General features: G+C 42.8%; 12 protein-coding genes. 9 read left to right on the top strand and 3 right to left on the bottom strand.

The window, feature by feature from the left end; genetic code table 11:
- Positions 1-50 precede the first annotated feature (50 nt).
- Entirely contained in the window at positions 51-554 is a 504-nt protein-coding gene (locus A3CY_RS21855) for a glycine cleavage system protein H (protein WP_018336598.1), read from the top strand.
- A 272-nt stretch (positions 555-826) separates the two neighbouring features.
- On the opposite strand, the gene A3CY_RS0103915 is transcribed toward A3CY_RS21855, so the two are convergent.
- From A3CY_RS0103915 to queC, 3 genes are read right to left on the bottom strand one after another with little or no spacing between them, the layout of a single operon-like run.
- Positions 827-1681 carry a 7-carboxy-7-deazaguanine synthase QueE gene (locus A3CY_RS0103915; RefSeq protein WP_240388118.1) on the bottom strand — a complete coding sequence of 285 codons (855 nt, stop codon included), beginning with the start codon at positions 1679-1681 and terminating at the stop codon, positions 827-829.
- On the bottom strand, positions 1642-2181 hold the full coding sequence (locus A3CY_RS0103910; RefSeq protein WP_018336596.1) for a 6-pyruvoyl trahydropterin synthase family protein: 540 nt from the start codon (positions 2179-2181) through the stop codon (positions 1642-1644). The genes A3CY_RS0103915 and A3CY_RS0103910 overlap by 40 nt, the downstream gene beginning before the upstream one ends.
- Positions 2182-2213: 32 nt before the next feature.
- The gene (queC, locus tag A3CY_RS0103905; protein WP_018336595.1) at positions 2214-2891 is read right to left on the bottom strand and encodes a 7-cyano-7-deazaguanine synthase QueC; all 678 of its coding nucleotides are present in this window, start codon (positions 2889-2891) and stop codon (positions 2214-2216) included.
- A gap of 319 nt (positions 2892-3210) precedes the next feature.
- Between queC and A3CY_RS0103900 the strand changes: the two genes are divergently transcribed.
- From A3CY_RS0103900 to A3CY_RS21850, 8 genes are all read left to right on the top strand, one after another.
- Complete coding sequence (locus A3CY_RS0103900; RefSeq protein WP_018336594.1) at positions 3211-3774, top strand: RNA polymerase sigma-70 factor; 564 nt, start codon at positions 3211-3213, stop codon at positions 3772-3774.
- Between the two features lie 84 nt (positions 3775-3858).
- Complete coding sequence (locus A3CY_RS0103895; protein ID WP_018336593.1) at positions 3859-5016, top strand: FecR family protein; 1158 nt, start codon at positions 3859-3861, stop codon at positions 5014-5016.
- A 171-nt stretch (positions 5017-5187) separates the two neighbouring features.
- The gene (locus A3CY_RS0103890; protein ID WP_240388117.1) at positions 5188-8523 is read left to right on the top strand and encodes a SusC/RagA family TonB-linked outer membrane protein; all 3336 of its coding nucleotides are present in this window, start codon (positions 5188-5190) and stop codon (positions 8521-8523) included.
- An 11-nt stretch (positions 8524-8534) separates the two neighbouring features.
- Complete coding sequence (locus A3CY_RS0103885) at positions 8535-9962, top strand: RagB/SusD family nutrient uptake outer membrane protein (protein WP_018336591.1); 1428 nt, start codon at positions 8535-8537, stop codon at positions 9960-9962.
- Positions 9963-9973: 11 nt separating this feature from the next.
- Entirely contained in the window at positions 9974-10804 is an 831-nt protein-coding gene (locus A3CY_RS0103880) for a DUF4843 domain-containing protein (protein ID WP_018336590.1), read from the top strand.
- Positions 10805-10812: 8 nt separating this feature from the next.
- On the top strand, positions 10813-12327 hold the full coding sequence (locus tag A3CY_RS0103875) for a PKD-like family lipoprotein (RefSeq protein ID WP_026207275.1): 1515 nt from the start codon (positions 10813-10815) through the stop codon (positions 12325-12327).
- Between the two features lie 111 nt (positions 12328-12438).
- Positions 12439-13170: a hypothetical protein gene (locus A3CY_RS0103870; RefSeq protein ID WP_026207274.1), complete on the top strand. Its 732-nt coding sequence runs from the start codon at positions 12439-12441 to the stop codon at positions 13168-13170.
- Between the two features lie 166 nt (positions 13171-13336).
- On the top strand, positions 13337-14707 hold the full coding sequence (locus A3CY_RS21850) for a thioredoxin family protein (protein ID WP_081619423.1): 1371 nt from the start codon (positions 13337-13339) through the stop codon (positions 14705-14707).
- Positions 14708-14841: the final 134 nt, after the last annotated feature.

The following is a 14841-nucleotide window of genomic DNA, read 5'->3' as shown; positions in this document are numbered from 1 at the left end:
ACGCATGTGTAAATGCGGTTTACTTAATTATGAATTAAAATCAAGGGTGCATGAAAAGAATTTTATTACTTGTTCAGATATTGCTTCTGACTATCATTGTTTCCACCGGAACAAACGAGATCGACACCAATAGGAGAGAGGTCCCTTCACTTCCAGCCCAGGCTAAGGATTTACCTTATTATACTCAACTTGCTCAAAGTGGTAATTGTTACACGAAAGACCACCATTGGTTAAAAAATGGAAGTGGGTTTATACAAGTTGGTATTTCTTATAGTGCAGTGGCTGCATTAGGTAATGGTATTACTTTTATTTCTCCGGTAAAAGCTGTAGGAGAAACTTTTATGAAAGGAGAGTTATTAGCTGAAATTGAAGGGTTAGATGGAGTTTCTGAACTTCGTGCTCCCTGTCAGGGTAAAGTGGTTGGTATTAATCTTATGATCGAGAATCCTTCGCAAATGACCCCGAAACAAGTTTGGGTGTATAAATGTGAGTTGAAAAGAGATCAGATAGGTACATTGATGGATGACCAGGAATACGCCCGTTTTATAGAGTAAAATATTATTTCCGACATAACTACACCCTTGAAAAAGCATCATACAACAGCTTTTTCAGGGGAGTGGTGTATAGTTTCATCGGGTGTTCTCGGGGATATCACAGGGTAAATTCAGTGTAATACAACTTTAACCTACTTACAAACCAGATATAACACGCTTACACCTCCGTTCGCTACTGGTGGTGTAAGCGTGTTATATCTGGTTTGTAAGTGCCGAGAGGTTGTATTAGGGTGGGATTACTTTGGGTTAGCGTATACTCAATGGAAACTTGTTCATACTCCTTGTTTATTTCCAAAAAGGGCGATGTGCAGACGATCGCAGTAGCGCCAACCGTTCTGAATGCAATGTTCCAAGGTTTTCGGGATGGTGAGTTGTAATTCTTTTGGAGTGGCTCCCATGGGCATAAGTAGAATGTCTTCCTGTTTCCAATCCTGTAAACGGGAGAGTAGTTGTTTGATTTCCGTAATGTCGGATTCGCCGGAGTAAACGAATTTGAGTTGAAAGTCCTTCCCGTGTTCCCGTGCATGGGTGATAAACGATTGAATGGCTTCTCGGTTCAGGCGGATGCGGTCGTGTTGTTCGGCGTGGGGAGGGGAAGGAACGGAACCCGACAGCTTGGGCGACATACTGAAAAAATCGAGTTCCCGGGCGCACGCCTCGTCGTAAATCGTGGCGTTGGTTTCCACGGTGATGTGGAACGGTGCCACGGATTTTAGCTGACGGCATAATTCTGCTACGATTTCCGCTTGCAGGAAGGGCTCGCCTCCTGTAACCACGATATGATTGATATTTCCCCGGTTATGGCGGATAATTTGCACGATTTCTTCCGTGTCGAGCGTGAATCCGTCTTTTACGTGATAGGCTGCATAAGCCGTGTCACATTCGCATATGCCTCCGGATAACGTCCTCCACGTGCAATGGAGATTGCAGCCAGCCAACCGGACAAATAGGGACGGGATGCCGTTTAATTTTCCCTCGCCTTGAATGGTGCCGGGGACGTGTAAACCCGAGGCTGGCAATTCTTTCAACAGTTTGCCCTCCTTATCTTTCGTGATGGGGAAAATGCCGTCTTTAGCCAGATGTAGTTTCATCTTGTCAACTGTTTCCACCATTCGTCGCTTTTCCATTCTTCTTGGATTGCCTCGGAAAAACGGATGTCGTGAGTGTCGAAATCAACCAGTCGTAAATCTTCCCGGAATGCCTCGGCGTACCCGGTAGCTGTTTCGTGTACCCGCACGGAAGCGAGTTGCACGTTGCCTTCCCCGTTCTTGTGTTCCGTGTCGTGGAGAATCTTGTCGATCAGGTAGAGCAGGAGCAGGGCGTATCCCTCGGCAGAAGGGGAAACGGGAATCTCAGCCACCCGGCGGTTGTATTTGTACACGAAGGATTTCAGTTCTTCCGGTTCTTCCCGCCACAGCGAGTAAGTGTGGTCGAAACTGTCCACGAGTTCTTTCACTTTATCGAGCAGCACAAAGTCCATTACCATATAGCCCTTGTCTAACTTATCGGAGGTGATAAATACTTCCACGATATACGAATGCCCGTGTATATTCTCCCGGCAACGATGTGATGAGCAGTTACGTACGATATGCGCCCCCTCGAATTTGAATAACTTCCTGATAAGCATGTGTTAATTTTAGATTTTTTAATTTTGCATTTTCAATTTTCAATTGTAAGCGGGTCTTGTAGTCCGGCTTCCTCGAATGCTTTGGCTCGGAGAAGGCAGCTGTCACATTTGCCGCACGGTTTTTCGCCTCCCCGGTAACAAGTCCACGTGAGACTGTAATCAACCCCGAGGCGCGTGCCCCAGCGAACTTCGTCGGCTTTGGTCATATGCATGAATGGGGCGTGGAGGGTGATCTTTTGTTTTTTCTCGGCACCGAGGACGGTTCCCAGGTTGATGGTCTGTTCCATGGAACGAATAAATTCTTCCCGGCAATCGACGTACCCGGAGTAATCCACTTCGCTGACCCCAATAAAAATATCCGCTATATCCAGGGCGTCGGCGTAGGATGCTGCCACGGAGAGAAATACCATGTTGCGTGCCGGGACGTAGGTCGCCGGGATGGTGGTGCGGTTGATGTCCCCGTCGTCAATATCCATATTCTCGTCGGTGAGGGAACAGCCGTCCCATTGGTTTAACATCAGTTGCACGAATTTGTGTTCCTTAACCCCGGCTGCTTTTGCCACAGCTTTAGATGCCTCTATCTCCTTATCGTGTTTTTGCCCGTACTCGAAAGTAATGGCGTACAATTCATCAAATCCCTGCTCTTTGGCAACGTACAACGCTGTCGATGAGTCCAATCCCCCGGATAGTAAAACAAGTGCTTTTTTCATGGTTTTCTCCTGTCAATTTATACGGCAAAGGTAAATATATTTCAGACATTGAACAATTCAGATGGGGCGGAAGAGAGAAATTCTTCAAAAGAAATTCTATCTGTCCCTTGTTTAGCAAGGCACCTTCTTGTTTCGCTCCATGAGTTTCTGATCCACATGCGATCGGCTGCTGGTAAATATGTTGGGATTGTATGTATGCGATTAAGAATCGGGAAGTTGTGTGTTTTTTTTATTTGAATTGTTGACAAAAAAGTCTAATTTTGTGAAGGATATTATGAAAGGAAGTAGTGTAAGTGTATGATTGTAAATATTTATATGCATGCAAGATAAAAAAGATAGATTTTTGCTACAACTGAATGCTAAGGAGGTGGAGGCTTTCAAGGAATTGTTCCGAGAGTTTTATGGAGTATTGGTACAATTTTCTGTGAATTACGTGGGGCAGCAAGATGTGGCGGAAGATATCGTGGAGGATGTATTTGTTTCCCTGTGGGAAAAAAGTATGCGTTTTCTGACTTATAACGCTTTTCGAAGTTTCCTTTATAACTCGGTGCGGAATGCAAGTTTGAATTACTTGAAACATAAGAATGTGGAGGAGATATATCTTGCATCTTTAGGAAATGAAAAGGAAACAGAAGATGATGTAGATTTGAAAATCATGGAAGAGGAATTGTATCGTTTATTATTCGATACGATAGATAAGTTGCCGGAGAAGTGTCGGAATATATTTTTGTTGCATTTGGAGGGTAAAGGGAACGAAGAGATTGCTACTCTTTTGAAATTATCGATATTGACCGTTAAAACCCAGAAGAAGCGGGCAATGCAGTTTATACGGAAACATTTGGGTGACGTGTATTTTTTGTTGCTTTCCATGGGAATAATTTGAATTTATTATTTTCCCCTGTAAAAAATAAAATATTTTGTACCTCTTTTTTCATATCTTGTTGTTTTAAGTATAAAATGATAAGATATGGATGATCGTAAGTTTAAAATTGTTCGTTTGATGTATCTTTATTTGTCGGGAATGATAACCGAGGAGGAGAGATTGGAGTTGCGGGAATGGATTGATGTATCATCGAGACATAAAGCTTTATTTGATAGAGTGAATGAACGACAGAACCTTGGTAATAAGTACAAGGCTTGTAAGAGTGTAAATAGTGATGTTGCCTTCAAACGTTTTGGGAAGCGTGTTGGAATAAGATCCCGTGGAAGGTACGTGTGGTTGAAATATGTGGCGATGTTTGTGTTGCCTTTGGGTATTGCTTTGGCTATATTCATGAACAAGCAATATGAGAAAGAGATTGTTTCGGTGGAGGCAAATGTTGTTCCCGGGAAAACAAAGGCGACATTGATTTTGTCAGATGGAAAGTCTGTTTTCTTGCAAAAAGATTCTGTTTTAGATATTGTGGTAGATCAGGGTATGAATGTCAAAACGACGCCCAAAGGAATAGATTATTCAAAAATAGATGACGGAAGGGAAACGATGCGGTATAATACTTTAAAGACTCCTCGCGGGGGAGAGTTTAATGTTACTTTGTCGGATGGCTCGGTTGTACATTTGAATTCTGCCACGACTTTGAAGTATCCGGTACGTTTTGATAAGGAAAAACGAGAGGTGTATGTGTCGGGTGAGGCGTATTTTGAAGTGAAAAAGGAGATTGCCCGTCCTTTTTACGTGATCGTGGACGACGTGAGAATTCGAGTGTACGGGACATCTTTTAACGTGAACACGCAACATGTCGGAGAGGTGCAGGCTGTATTGGTGGAAGGAAGTGTGGGGATTACAATTAACGATGGCGGAAAGGAATACAAGATGTCTCCTTCGCAGATAGCGATATATAATAAAGAGAGCGCGAAAGTGGAATTGAAGAATGTGGACACGACTCCTTACGTGGCGTGGAAAGACGGGTATTTTGTTTTCGAAGAACAAAGTCTAGAGGAAATTATGAATACATTATCGTTGTGGTATGATGTGGAGGTGTTCTATGTGAATGCCGAATTGAAAAAGTTGCATTTTACCGGGCATATGAGAAGATATGAACAGGTTGATAACATTTTAAAAGCGATAGGAGGTGCTGTTGGTGTAACGTTCTCCATAAAAGAACGAAGCATTTGGATTTCAAAATAATTAAAGAAAAACCGGAAGGTATTCGAGCAACTTCCGGTTTCACATAAATGAATCGATAAAAGATTTTCGAGCGTCTTTTATCGTAATATAAATTTCAAATACAAAGTTATGCAAAAAAAATGGTTATTTACTTGTCGTTTACGACATGGTTGGCAAAAAAAATGGTTAATTATGAAACTATGTGTGCTATTGATGTTCGCTTTTTCTTTTACTATGGTAGCCAACACGCACGCCCAACAAGAGAGAGTGAATTTGGATTTAAAAAATGTATCAATTAAAAATTTATTTGGGGAGATTCGGAAACAGACAGCTTTGTCTTTCGTTTTTAACACGGAGTTGGTAAGAAATATGGGGCGTGTTTCCATAAAAGCGGAGAACGAAACCGTGGAATGTGTGTTACAACGAGTACTTGTAAATTCTGGATTGACGTATCGTTTTGAGGGGGATATAATCGTGATTTGCGAGCAGACAGCAGTCTTGGTCAAAGATGAAAAGAAAGAGGTCACAATCGTGGGAAAAGTCGTGGATACGAAAAAAGAACCGATGCCGGGGGTGACTGTGCTTTTGAAGGGTACTTCTTTGGGTACAGCTACAAACGTGGATGGTAATTACAAGTTAACGATTCCCGACATGAAAGATATTGTTCTGGTATTTTCGTTTATCGGGATGGAAACTCAAGAGGTGAAGTACACGGGACGAGATACGATTAATGTGACTTTGCAGGAGCAGTCAGAAACTTTGCAGGATGTGGTGGTCACGGGTATTTTCAAGAAAAATAAGGAGAGTTACACGGGTGCCGTACGGGTGGTGACAGCTCAAGAGTTGAAAAACTTCAAAGGACGTAACCTGATCGCATCACTGGCCAACATCGATCCGGCATTTAATTTGATCGCCAACAACGAATTCGGTTCCGACCCGAACCGCTTGCCGGAAGTACAAATCCGTGGTGCGGCCAGTTTGCCGAATATCAGTGAATTGCAGGACAATACTAGCGTGGATTTGAACACTCCGTTAATCATATTGGATGGATTTGAAACCACGTTGCAACGCATGATGGACTTGGACGACAATGAAGTGGCCTCCATCACGATTTTGAAAGATGGTTCAGCAACAGCTCTTTATGGTTCACGGGGTGCCAACGGGGTCATCGTGATCACGACCAAAGAACCCGAGGCTGGGAAATTGAAATTCTACTACAAAGGGGAAATGAATATCGAGACCCCCGATTTAAGTGACTATCATGTATTGAATTCCCGGGATAAACTACGTATAGAAGAGCTGTCTGGTTATTATCATACCACGACGTTGGGACCGGATTATGAGATTCAGTTTCAAGAATACCGTAATGCCGTGTACAAGCAAGTGGCCAAAGGAGTAGATACCGATTGGTTGTCCATTCCCTTGCGCACTGGTGTGGGACAGCGCCATAATTTAAGAATAGAAGGTGGAGACATGAGTTTCCGGTATTCGCTCTCTTTACAATACAATTTGACCGAAGGGGTTATGAAAGATTCCAAGCGGGAGAATTTTAACGGAGAGGTCAATCTGTCCTACAAACATCAAAACTTGATATTCAGCAACCGCCTGTCCATCGGTTTGAATAAAGCCGCAAGTTCACCTTATGGTGATTTCTCCACTTACGTGAAATTGAACCCGTACTGGGAACCTTATGACGAGCAAGGCCATGTGCGTCGCTATTTCACGCCGTATAACTGGGGATATTGGGCAAACTCATCCGGCGTAGACAGCGAAAAAGGAGTAGCCAACCCGCTGTATGATGCGACATTGAAGACATACAATAAAAGTAATTACACGAACATCACGAATAACTTCTCTATCGAATGGACACCCGTTCCGTCTTTAACCTTCCGGGGACGTGTCGGTATTTCCGGACAGATGAACGAATCGGATAATTTTAAACCGTCCACGCACTCTAGTTTCGTTTCTTACACGGGAAAAGACATCGCCCGGAAAGGAAGTTACCAATATGGCACAGGCAAGGACTATCGGTACGAGGCGAGCTTCACGGCGAATTACAGGGAATTGTTCGGGGGAAAACACTTGGTATACGCGGGTCTTAATGCGGAGATGAGCGAAACCATCGGACGCTCGTACACGTTCAAGGTAGAAGGTTTTGCGGACGAATCTATCGACTTCATCTCCATGGGACTTCAATACGAAAAAGACGGCAAACCTTCCGGCTCCGAATCCAAATCCAGGCGGGTAGGTTTAGTCGGGAACGTGAACTACTCGTATGACAACCGTTATTTCATGGACTTCAATATCCGCACGGACGGTTCCTCGCAATTCGGTTCATCCAAACGTTTCGCACCGTTCTATTCCATCGGATTGGGATGGAACATCCACAACGAACCTTTCTTCAATAACAATCAATACATCAATCGATTGAAATTGAGAGCTTCATACGGAGTGTCCGGTAGCCAGCAATTCAGTTCTTACCAGGCCATGGAAACGTACTCTTACTACGTGGGCGACCGCTACAACATTTGGATGGGAGCTTACCAGATGGCATTAGGAAACAAAAATTTGAAATGGCAAACCGTGGACAAGTATAATGCCGGGTTTGAAGGTGAATTCCTCAACAGCCGTGTAAGCTTGGATTTGGACGTTTACTTGGAAAAAACGGCGAGTTTGTTGTCTTCCTTGGAGTTGCCCTATTCCAATGGTTTCGACAGCTACACCGAGAACATCGGGTCGGTCGAGAACTCCGGTTTTGAGATGAAAGCCAGCGTATGGTTGTTGCGGGACACGGAGCGGAAATTGATGTGGTCCGTCACAGGTAATATCGCTCACAATAAAAACAAAATCACAAAATTGTCCGAGGCGATGAAGGCTGCCAACGAGAAATTGGCTAAAGTAAGCGGCTCCAATCCCAACCGAATATTGCGAGAAGGGGATTCTCAAGACGCCATTTACGCTGTTCCCTCTTTGGGTATAGACCCCAGTTCGGGAGAAGAAATTTACTTGAAAAAGAATGGAGAGGTCACGAAACTATGGAATCCGGACGACCGAGTGAAATGTGGTATTTCCCAACCCAAATACAGGGGAAACTTGAGCACCATGGTGCGTTACAAAGACCTTTCGCTGAACATGTCATTCGGTTACCGGTGGGGCGGTCAACTCTACAACCAGACCTTGATCGACCGCGTGGAGAATGCCGATAAACGCTACAACGTGGACGACCGCGTGTTCAAGGACCGTTGGCAAAAGCCAGGAGACAAAACCTTCTTCAAAGGGGTGAACGTGACAACGACATCGAACTATTCCTCCCGTTTCGTGCAAGACGAAACTTCATTCTGGTGCCAGAACATGAATTTAACGTACGAACTCAGGGATTGGGCTTGGATGCGTCAATGCGGTATATCTGTCATCAACGTGACGGTAGGAACCGGCGAATTGTTCTATTTATCGACAATCAAACAGGAAAGAGGACTCGCTTATCCATTTTCCCGGCAGTATAGCATGTCATTGTCTGTTATGTTTTAAAAAAGAAGATTATGAAAAAGATATTTTTAATAGCAGTAATATTATCGGGAATTCTTTTTCCCAGTTGCAATGATTGGTTGGACGTGAATCCCCGTACGCAGATCAGAAAAGATGTCTTGCTGGAAACGCAGAAAGGATTCCGGGATGTGCTCACCGGGGCTTATATCCGCTTAAAGAGTGACGGTTTGTATGGTGGCGAAATGACATGGGGCGCCATCGAATACTTGGGTAAACACTGGGAACCTACTGCCGGGCAGACGGATCAGTATATACAGCAATATAATTATACGAACAGTTCGGTCAAAGACAGATTCGCAAATATTTTCAAAACCTACTACCAGGCAATCGCCGACGTGAACAGTATCTTGGAAGTGATCGACGACAAAAAAGACATTTTCACGACAGGAAACTACGAGCTCATCAAAGGTGAAGCTTTAGCGATTCGTGCGTTTTGCCACTTGGACGTGTTGCGTCTTTTCGGTCCCATGCCGACAGGTGAAATTAAGGAAGACAAAATATTGCCTTACGTGAAGACCGTCACTAATGAAATCCATGATCACTCCACTTACGAGCAATTCGTACAACTCTTGTTTGAGGATTTGAATGAGGCAGAGGAGCTATTAGGCAAGGTGGATCCGATATTGAGCTATTCGATCGATGAATTGAAGGATGAGACGACGTGTGACGTGGAGGATGATTATTGGACTAGCCGACAAGTACGCATGAATTATTATGCGGTATTGGCATTGAAAGCGAGATTGTACCTGTGGACACAAGACAAAGCCAACGCGGCTCTCTACGCGAAGAAGGTGATTGATGCGAAAGATGCCGACGGTCAAAAGATGTGGACCTTGGCTGATGGAAGTACGATGGAAACGGGCGACTTGGCTTGTGCCTCGGAGAGCATCTTCGGTTTGAGCGTGTATAACTTGGACACGAAAGCGACCGGCACTTTTGATTTGACCGGGAACGGGAAATACGCGGGATGGAATTTCATTTACTACGTGTTCCCGACCAACGAGAGCGTGGCAGACGTTCGGCGCAGCAAACAATGGGTAGACTTAAAGAAAAACGGTCAAGATATTTATGTTTGCAAGAAATTCTACCAAACAGAAAGAGATGCAAAAAACGAGATTCCATTGATTCGTTTGACCGAGATGTATTTCATCGTGATGGAAGCGACCACTTCCGCAACAGAAGCAAACCAATTATATCGGGAATATGCCTCCGCGAGGGGAGTGAGTAGCAATGTTGACTTGACAACCAACCGGGAGAACGTGCTGAAGAAAGAGTTCAACAAAGAATTCTATGCCGAGGGGCAAATGTTTTTCTTCTACAAAAGAACAGGGGCAACTTCTGCGCTCGATTACAGTCAGTTGAAACCTGAATCGTACGTGGTGCCTTTGCCCGAGAGAGAAATAATCTATAACAACAAATAATTTTGACGAATATGAAAAGTATATATATTTTATTCGTGGTGTTGATGCTGGTCATGCAGGGTTGCAGCGAAGCAGATTTGAAGCTTTATAGCGACGAGCCCAGGGTCTACTTGGGAGGCTACACGAGAGAAGCCTCAACCACATTCTATTATGACGAGGCCGATGTGGTTCGTGATACGCTTTACATTCCCGTGGAAACCATGGGAGGCCCGAGGGATTACGACCGGGCGGTCGCCATCCGGCAAGTGACCGTGTACGACGTGGAGTACACCATTGAAAATGGTGTAAAAGTGGATTCCACGGTCACGGAAAATCCTTATAACGCCGTGGCCGGCAAGCATTTCGTCTCTTTTGACAGCGAAGAGGCAAAACAGCTGATGGTCATCCCGGCAAACGAAGTGAAAGCCTTCATTCCCGTCATTTTCCTGCGGGATCCTTCTCTGAAAGAAAACGTTTATACCCTGAAGATTCAATTGGGCGATAACGACGAGTTTAAAATCGGAGGGGTAAAGAACGACGTGGAGTACACGCTGATTTGCGCTGATAAATTGGTCAAACCCAACTTCTGGGGGAATTATCCATACTCAGGTGGTTACGGGGCATTTGGAGAATACAGCACAAGAAAACACGAGTTCATGATTGAGGTGACAGGCGAAAAGATTAATGATGAATGGTGGAACACGAAAGTGTATGGGATTAGCGGAGCGCAAAATCACTACCAGGTAAAATTCAAAACCGCATTGGACCGATATAATAATGATCCTGTGAATATAGCAAGTGGAGCGGCGCCCATGAGAGAAGTAGAGGGAGATCTCTCCAGCAAATTAATCACCTTTAAATAAAGAACGACATGATGAAAAATATACATAATATAATCCGGTGGTCATTCTTCATGAGCCTGTTTTTCGTGGCGTGTTTCGAGGATGACAACAAGTATGATTACGCCGAGTTGAACAGCGTCACCATCGAGGGCATCGAGGAGAAATACTCGAAGATTTCGCACCAAGATATATTGTCCATCTCCCCGACCGTGACAACCGAATCCGAGGTGGAATACGTTTGGGAGCTTTGGACCTCTGTCCGCAAAGACGGGATTATCTACACCCCGGACACGATCGGGCGGGCAAAGGACTTGAGCTATGAAGTCAATGAAAATCCGGGAACTTATTATCTGGTATTTAACGTGACAGACAAGGCGACAAAAGTAACCACCACGTACCGAAGCACCTTGGAAGTGAGCACCATCAATTCCAAGGGATGGTACTTGCTGAAGGATGAAGGTACTACCGAAAAATATACGGATTACGACTTTATTTACGACGGCGGTCGCATCGACAACTGGATTGCATTCTACAACGACGGGAAGAAATTGAAAGGCGAAGCCGTGAAAAGCATCTTCTCGGCCAAATATTCAGATGCGACTACAGGCGGTGGCTACAGCAATATTGATGTGTTGATACCGGTTGCTAAAGAAGAGCTTGCTGTCATGGAAGTTAGTAGTGGCAATGTTCAAAAACCTTTGGAATCATTATTCTTTGAATCTTTGAAGGTCAAGAATTTTCAGAACATTGATATCTTAAATGATGGAGTTAACGTGAACTTGGTAAATGACGATGCGGCTTATTGCTTCGTTACAACAAATGCAACAGCATTTTATCCAGCATACGGGAATTGTCGCCTTTCCAAAGGGCTTAGAGGGTTATTCGATGTGACCTATTTCGATGACTTGAGCAAATCATTTGTGTATGTCATTTACGGAAACCTCACGCGCTTCTTGGAATCTTCTGATGCTCCAATAAGTTGCAACAATATGGGCGCTGACTTAATTTGGTCAAGCACTGTAAACTTTAAAGTGAAATTTAGAGACTGGAGCTGGTTATCTTACGCTTTACTGAAAAAGAATTCTGAACCGGATAGTTACATGATCTTAAGACTTTCTCTAAATGATTTTATGCATAACAATCCCATCAAAAGTGTGAATATACTTCCGTCAACATCCGGACTACCCTCGGCTGAAATCATAGCAGCAAACGCAAATTATGGAGTAATTTATTTCGTGAAAGACCAAAAGTTGTATAAATATGTTATAGACAACCAGCACGAGGAAGCCATTCTGGATTTACCTGCCGGGGAAAAGGTTACTTGTATGCAACATATTATGTACCCCAATCCGATGAGTGAAACTTATGGTTCTAAGATAGACTGCTTCGCCATTGCCACTTACGCGAACGGGAAGTACAAAGTATGGCTGCACGAATTTGATGCTGACAACTTGAAACCGTTAACTGAACCTACTTTCGAGGGGAACGGGCGCGTGGCTTGCATCAACTACGTGGAAAGTAGTTCTTCGAATTTTGTATTTTAAGGAGATTATAAGGAACTCAGAGTATTTCTTACCTGAGTTCCTTTTCTTAGATAATATTATCTAAGAATGCAAATATTTCATAATACCTAATGATAAACTAAATACCGAATTATGAAAATTAAACAGATAATTTATTTTATGGTATTGTTTAGCTTTTTGAGTTGCGAAAAAGCTAACGATTCCCTTTTTGATGAAGAAAATATATTGTTAACGACGAAGAGTTTATCACTGGAACTTCCTCCAGAAGCGACCCATAATTTCTGTGTTCATGTTACAGATACTGCAGGAAATCCTACACCAGCTCTAGTGTCTATTCATCCGGGACAAGATCCTACGATGGCGCCTTTTTTTGAAGAATGTACAGTTTTAAATGATTCTGTTATAGTAAGTAAAGTATACTTCAATTTGCCATTGGAGATTGGTACGTTTTATGTAAGAGTACTTGATGTGAGAGGAATGACTTATTTTAGTAATCCAATAACAGTTACTTCAAATTTACAAATTTGGAGGGTAAAAGTTGGGGAAGGAGCAGATTCAACAAACCCAACAAACCCAACAAACCCAACAGATCCAACGGACCCAACAGACCCAACAGACCCTGATGGTGTAACTTATGCAGTTAGAGTGTATGCAACAAATCCGATTGCACAAGTTCTGTTGTGTTTGGAAAATGGAAATGTGATATATTCTAAGCCATATTCTACTGATCTTTATTTTAATGTTCCTCCAAATATAAACTTTAAGATAGAAGCTATTGATGTTCTTGGCAATAGAAGTTCTTCACCTGTTTATCTCTCGGGTGATGCTTATACGCCAGGAATAATACTTGTAGCACTCCCTTAAAAGTGAACTCTTTTAGCGAAAATGAAAGTGTAACTTGTATAAATGTTTTTGTTGGGAGTTCTTTGAATTTTGTATTTTATGTTGTGTTTTAATTGTTTTAATTGAAAATGAAAGGTACTTGGAGAGATCCGGGTATCTTTTATTTTGGCTTGTAAATTATATAGATATGAGACGTATATTTTTAATGATAGCACTGCTTTTTTCGAGCTTCGCGGCATTTTGTCAAGGAGGCGTGAATTTCGAGCACCTCACCTTTGAAGAAGCTTTAGCTAAAGCCAAGGCTGAAAATAAACTTGTATTCATGGATTGCTACACGAGTTGGTGTGGTCCCTGCAAATACATGACCGATAATGTTTTCCCCCGGAAAGAAGCCGGCGATTTCTTTAACCCGAGGTTTATTTCCGTGAAGTTTGACATGGAAAAGGGAGAGGGGAAAGAATTGGCGAAACGATTTCCCCTGAAAGCTTTCCCGACCTTCTTTATCATTCGTCCCGATGGCACCGTGCAACACAAAATCGTGGGTGGCGGGGATGTCGACAAAATTATCGCGAGAGTGGAACGAGGATTGAACACGAAGACTTCTCTTGATTATTTGGAAAAGATACATCAACAAGGGAAAATGAATAAAAAGCAATTGATGGCATACCAGATCGCGCTGAACGAGGCATTTGAAAAGGAAAAGAGTGCAGAGGTGGGAGAGAAATTGAATGCCCTATTGACGCGGAAAGATAAAATGAAAAAAGAGTATTGGCCAATTCTAGAGAAGAGTGTATATGGAACTGCAGATTATCAGCTTGTTTTAGATCACGTTTTGACTTTTTATAAGAATATAGGTAAAGAAAAAGTGGAACAATATCTGGTTAATACATTCACGAATCAATTGCGTTTTTCAGCGGATTCCGTGGAATTACTAAGAAAAATGCGAGGAGAACTAGCCAAACTTGATCTGTCGAATAAAGAACTTTTAACCCGTGATTTGGAATTGAGGCTGGCTAGTGCAGAGCGTGATGTTGAAAAAGTGATTGTTTTGGCCGGAGAGGTCGAGACAAACGAAAACGGAGAATTGTGGGCTACTATGAATGCGATTAATGCTATTCGGGAGAAAGCAACGAAAGAGGATTTGAATCGGCTTATTCGCTTGGAGGATAAATACATGAATATCGCTGGAAATAGTACCGATTATGTAGCGAATTACTTTGAGTCGCTTAAAATAGCGGCAAGCGTGGGCGTTTATTTTCAGAATCTGAGTTACGAGGAAGCTTTGGTGAAAGCGAAGCGTCAAGGTCGTAAACTATTCATTTGTTTTATGAATAACGAAGTTGCAATACTTGAACAAGAGAATGTCTGTGACTTGTTGAACAGAAACTTCCTTTGTTTGGAATACGATGTGAAAAAAGAAAAGGGACTTGAATTGGTTAAACAGTTCGGTGTAAATACATTCCCGACTTTTATTGTCATGCTTCCAGATGGTTCTGTTCGTCAAAGAGTGGAAGATATTCATGATGTGGAAGAATTGAAATCGATATTTGTCGAATGAAAAAGAGGTGATAGGGGAATATCATTATATTTATACTGTTTACTTGTCCAATATTTATTGTCTTTAGATATTTGGGCAAGTTTTTTTTATGGAATGAAATAGAATGATTTGAAGGAGAAATTCTATATTTGCAT

It is taken from the genome of Butyricimonas synergistica DSM 23225, assembly GCF_000379665.1.
In the GTDB taxonomy this organism is placed as follows: domain Bacteria; phylum Bacteroidota; class Bacteroidia; order Bacteroidales; family Marinifilaceae; genus Butyricimonas; species Butyricimonas synergistica.
This window is presented reverse-complemented; position numbering and strand designations above follow the sequence as displayed.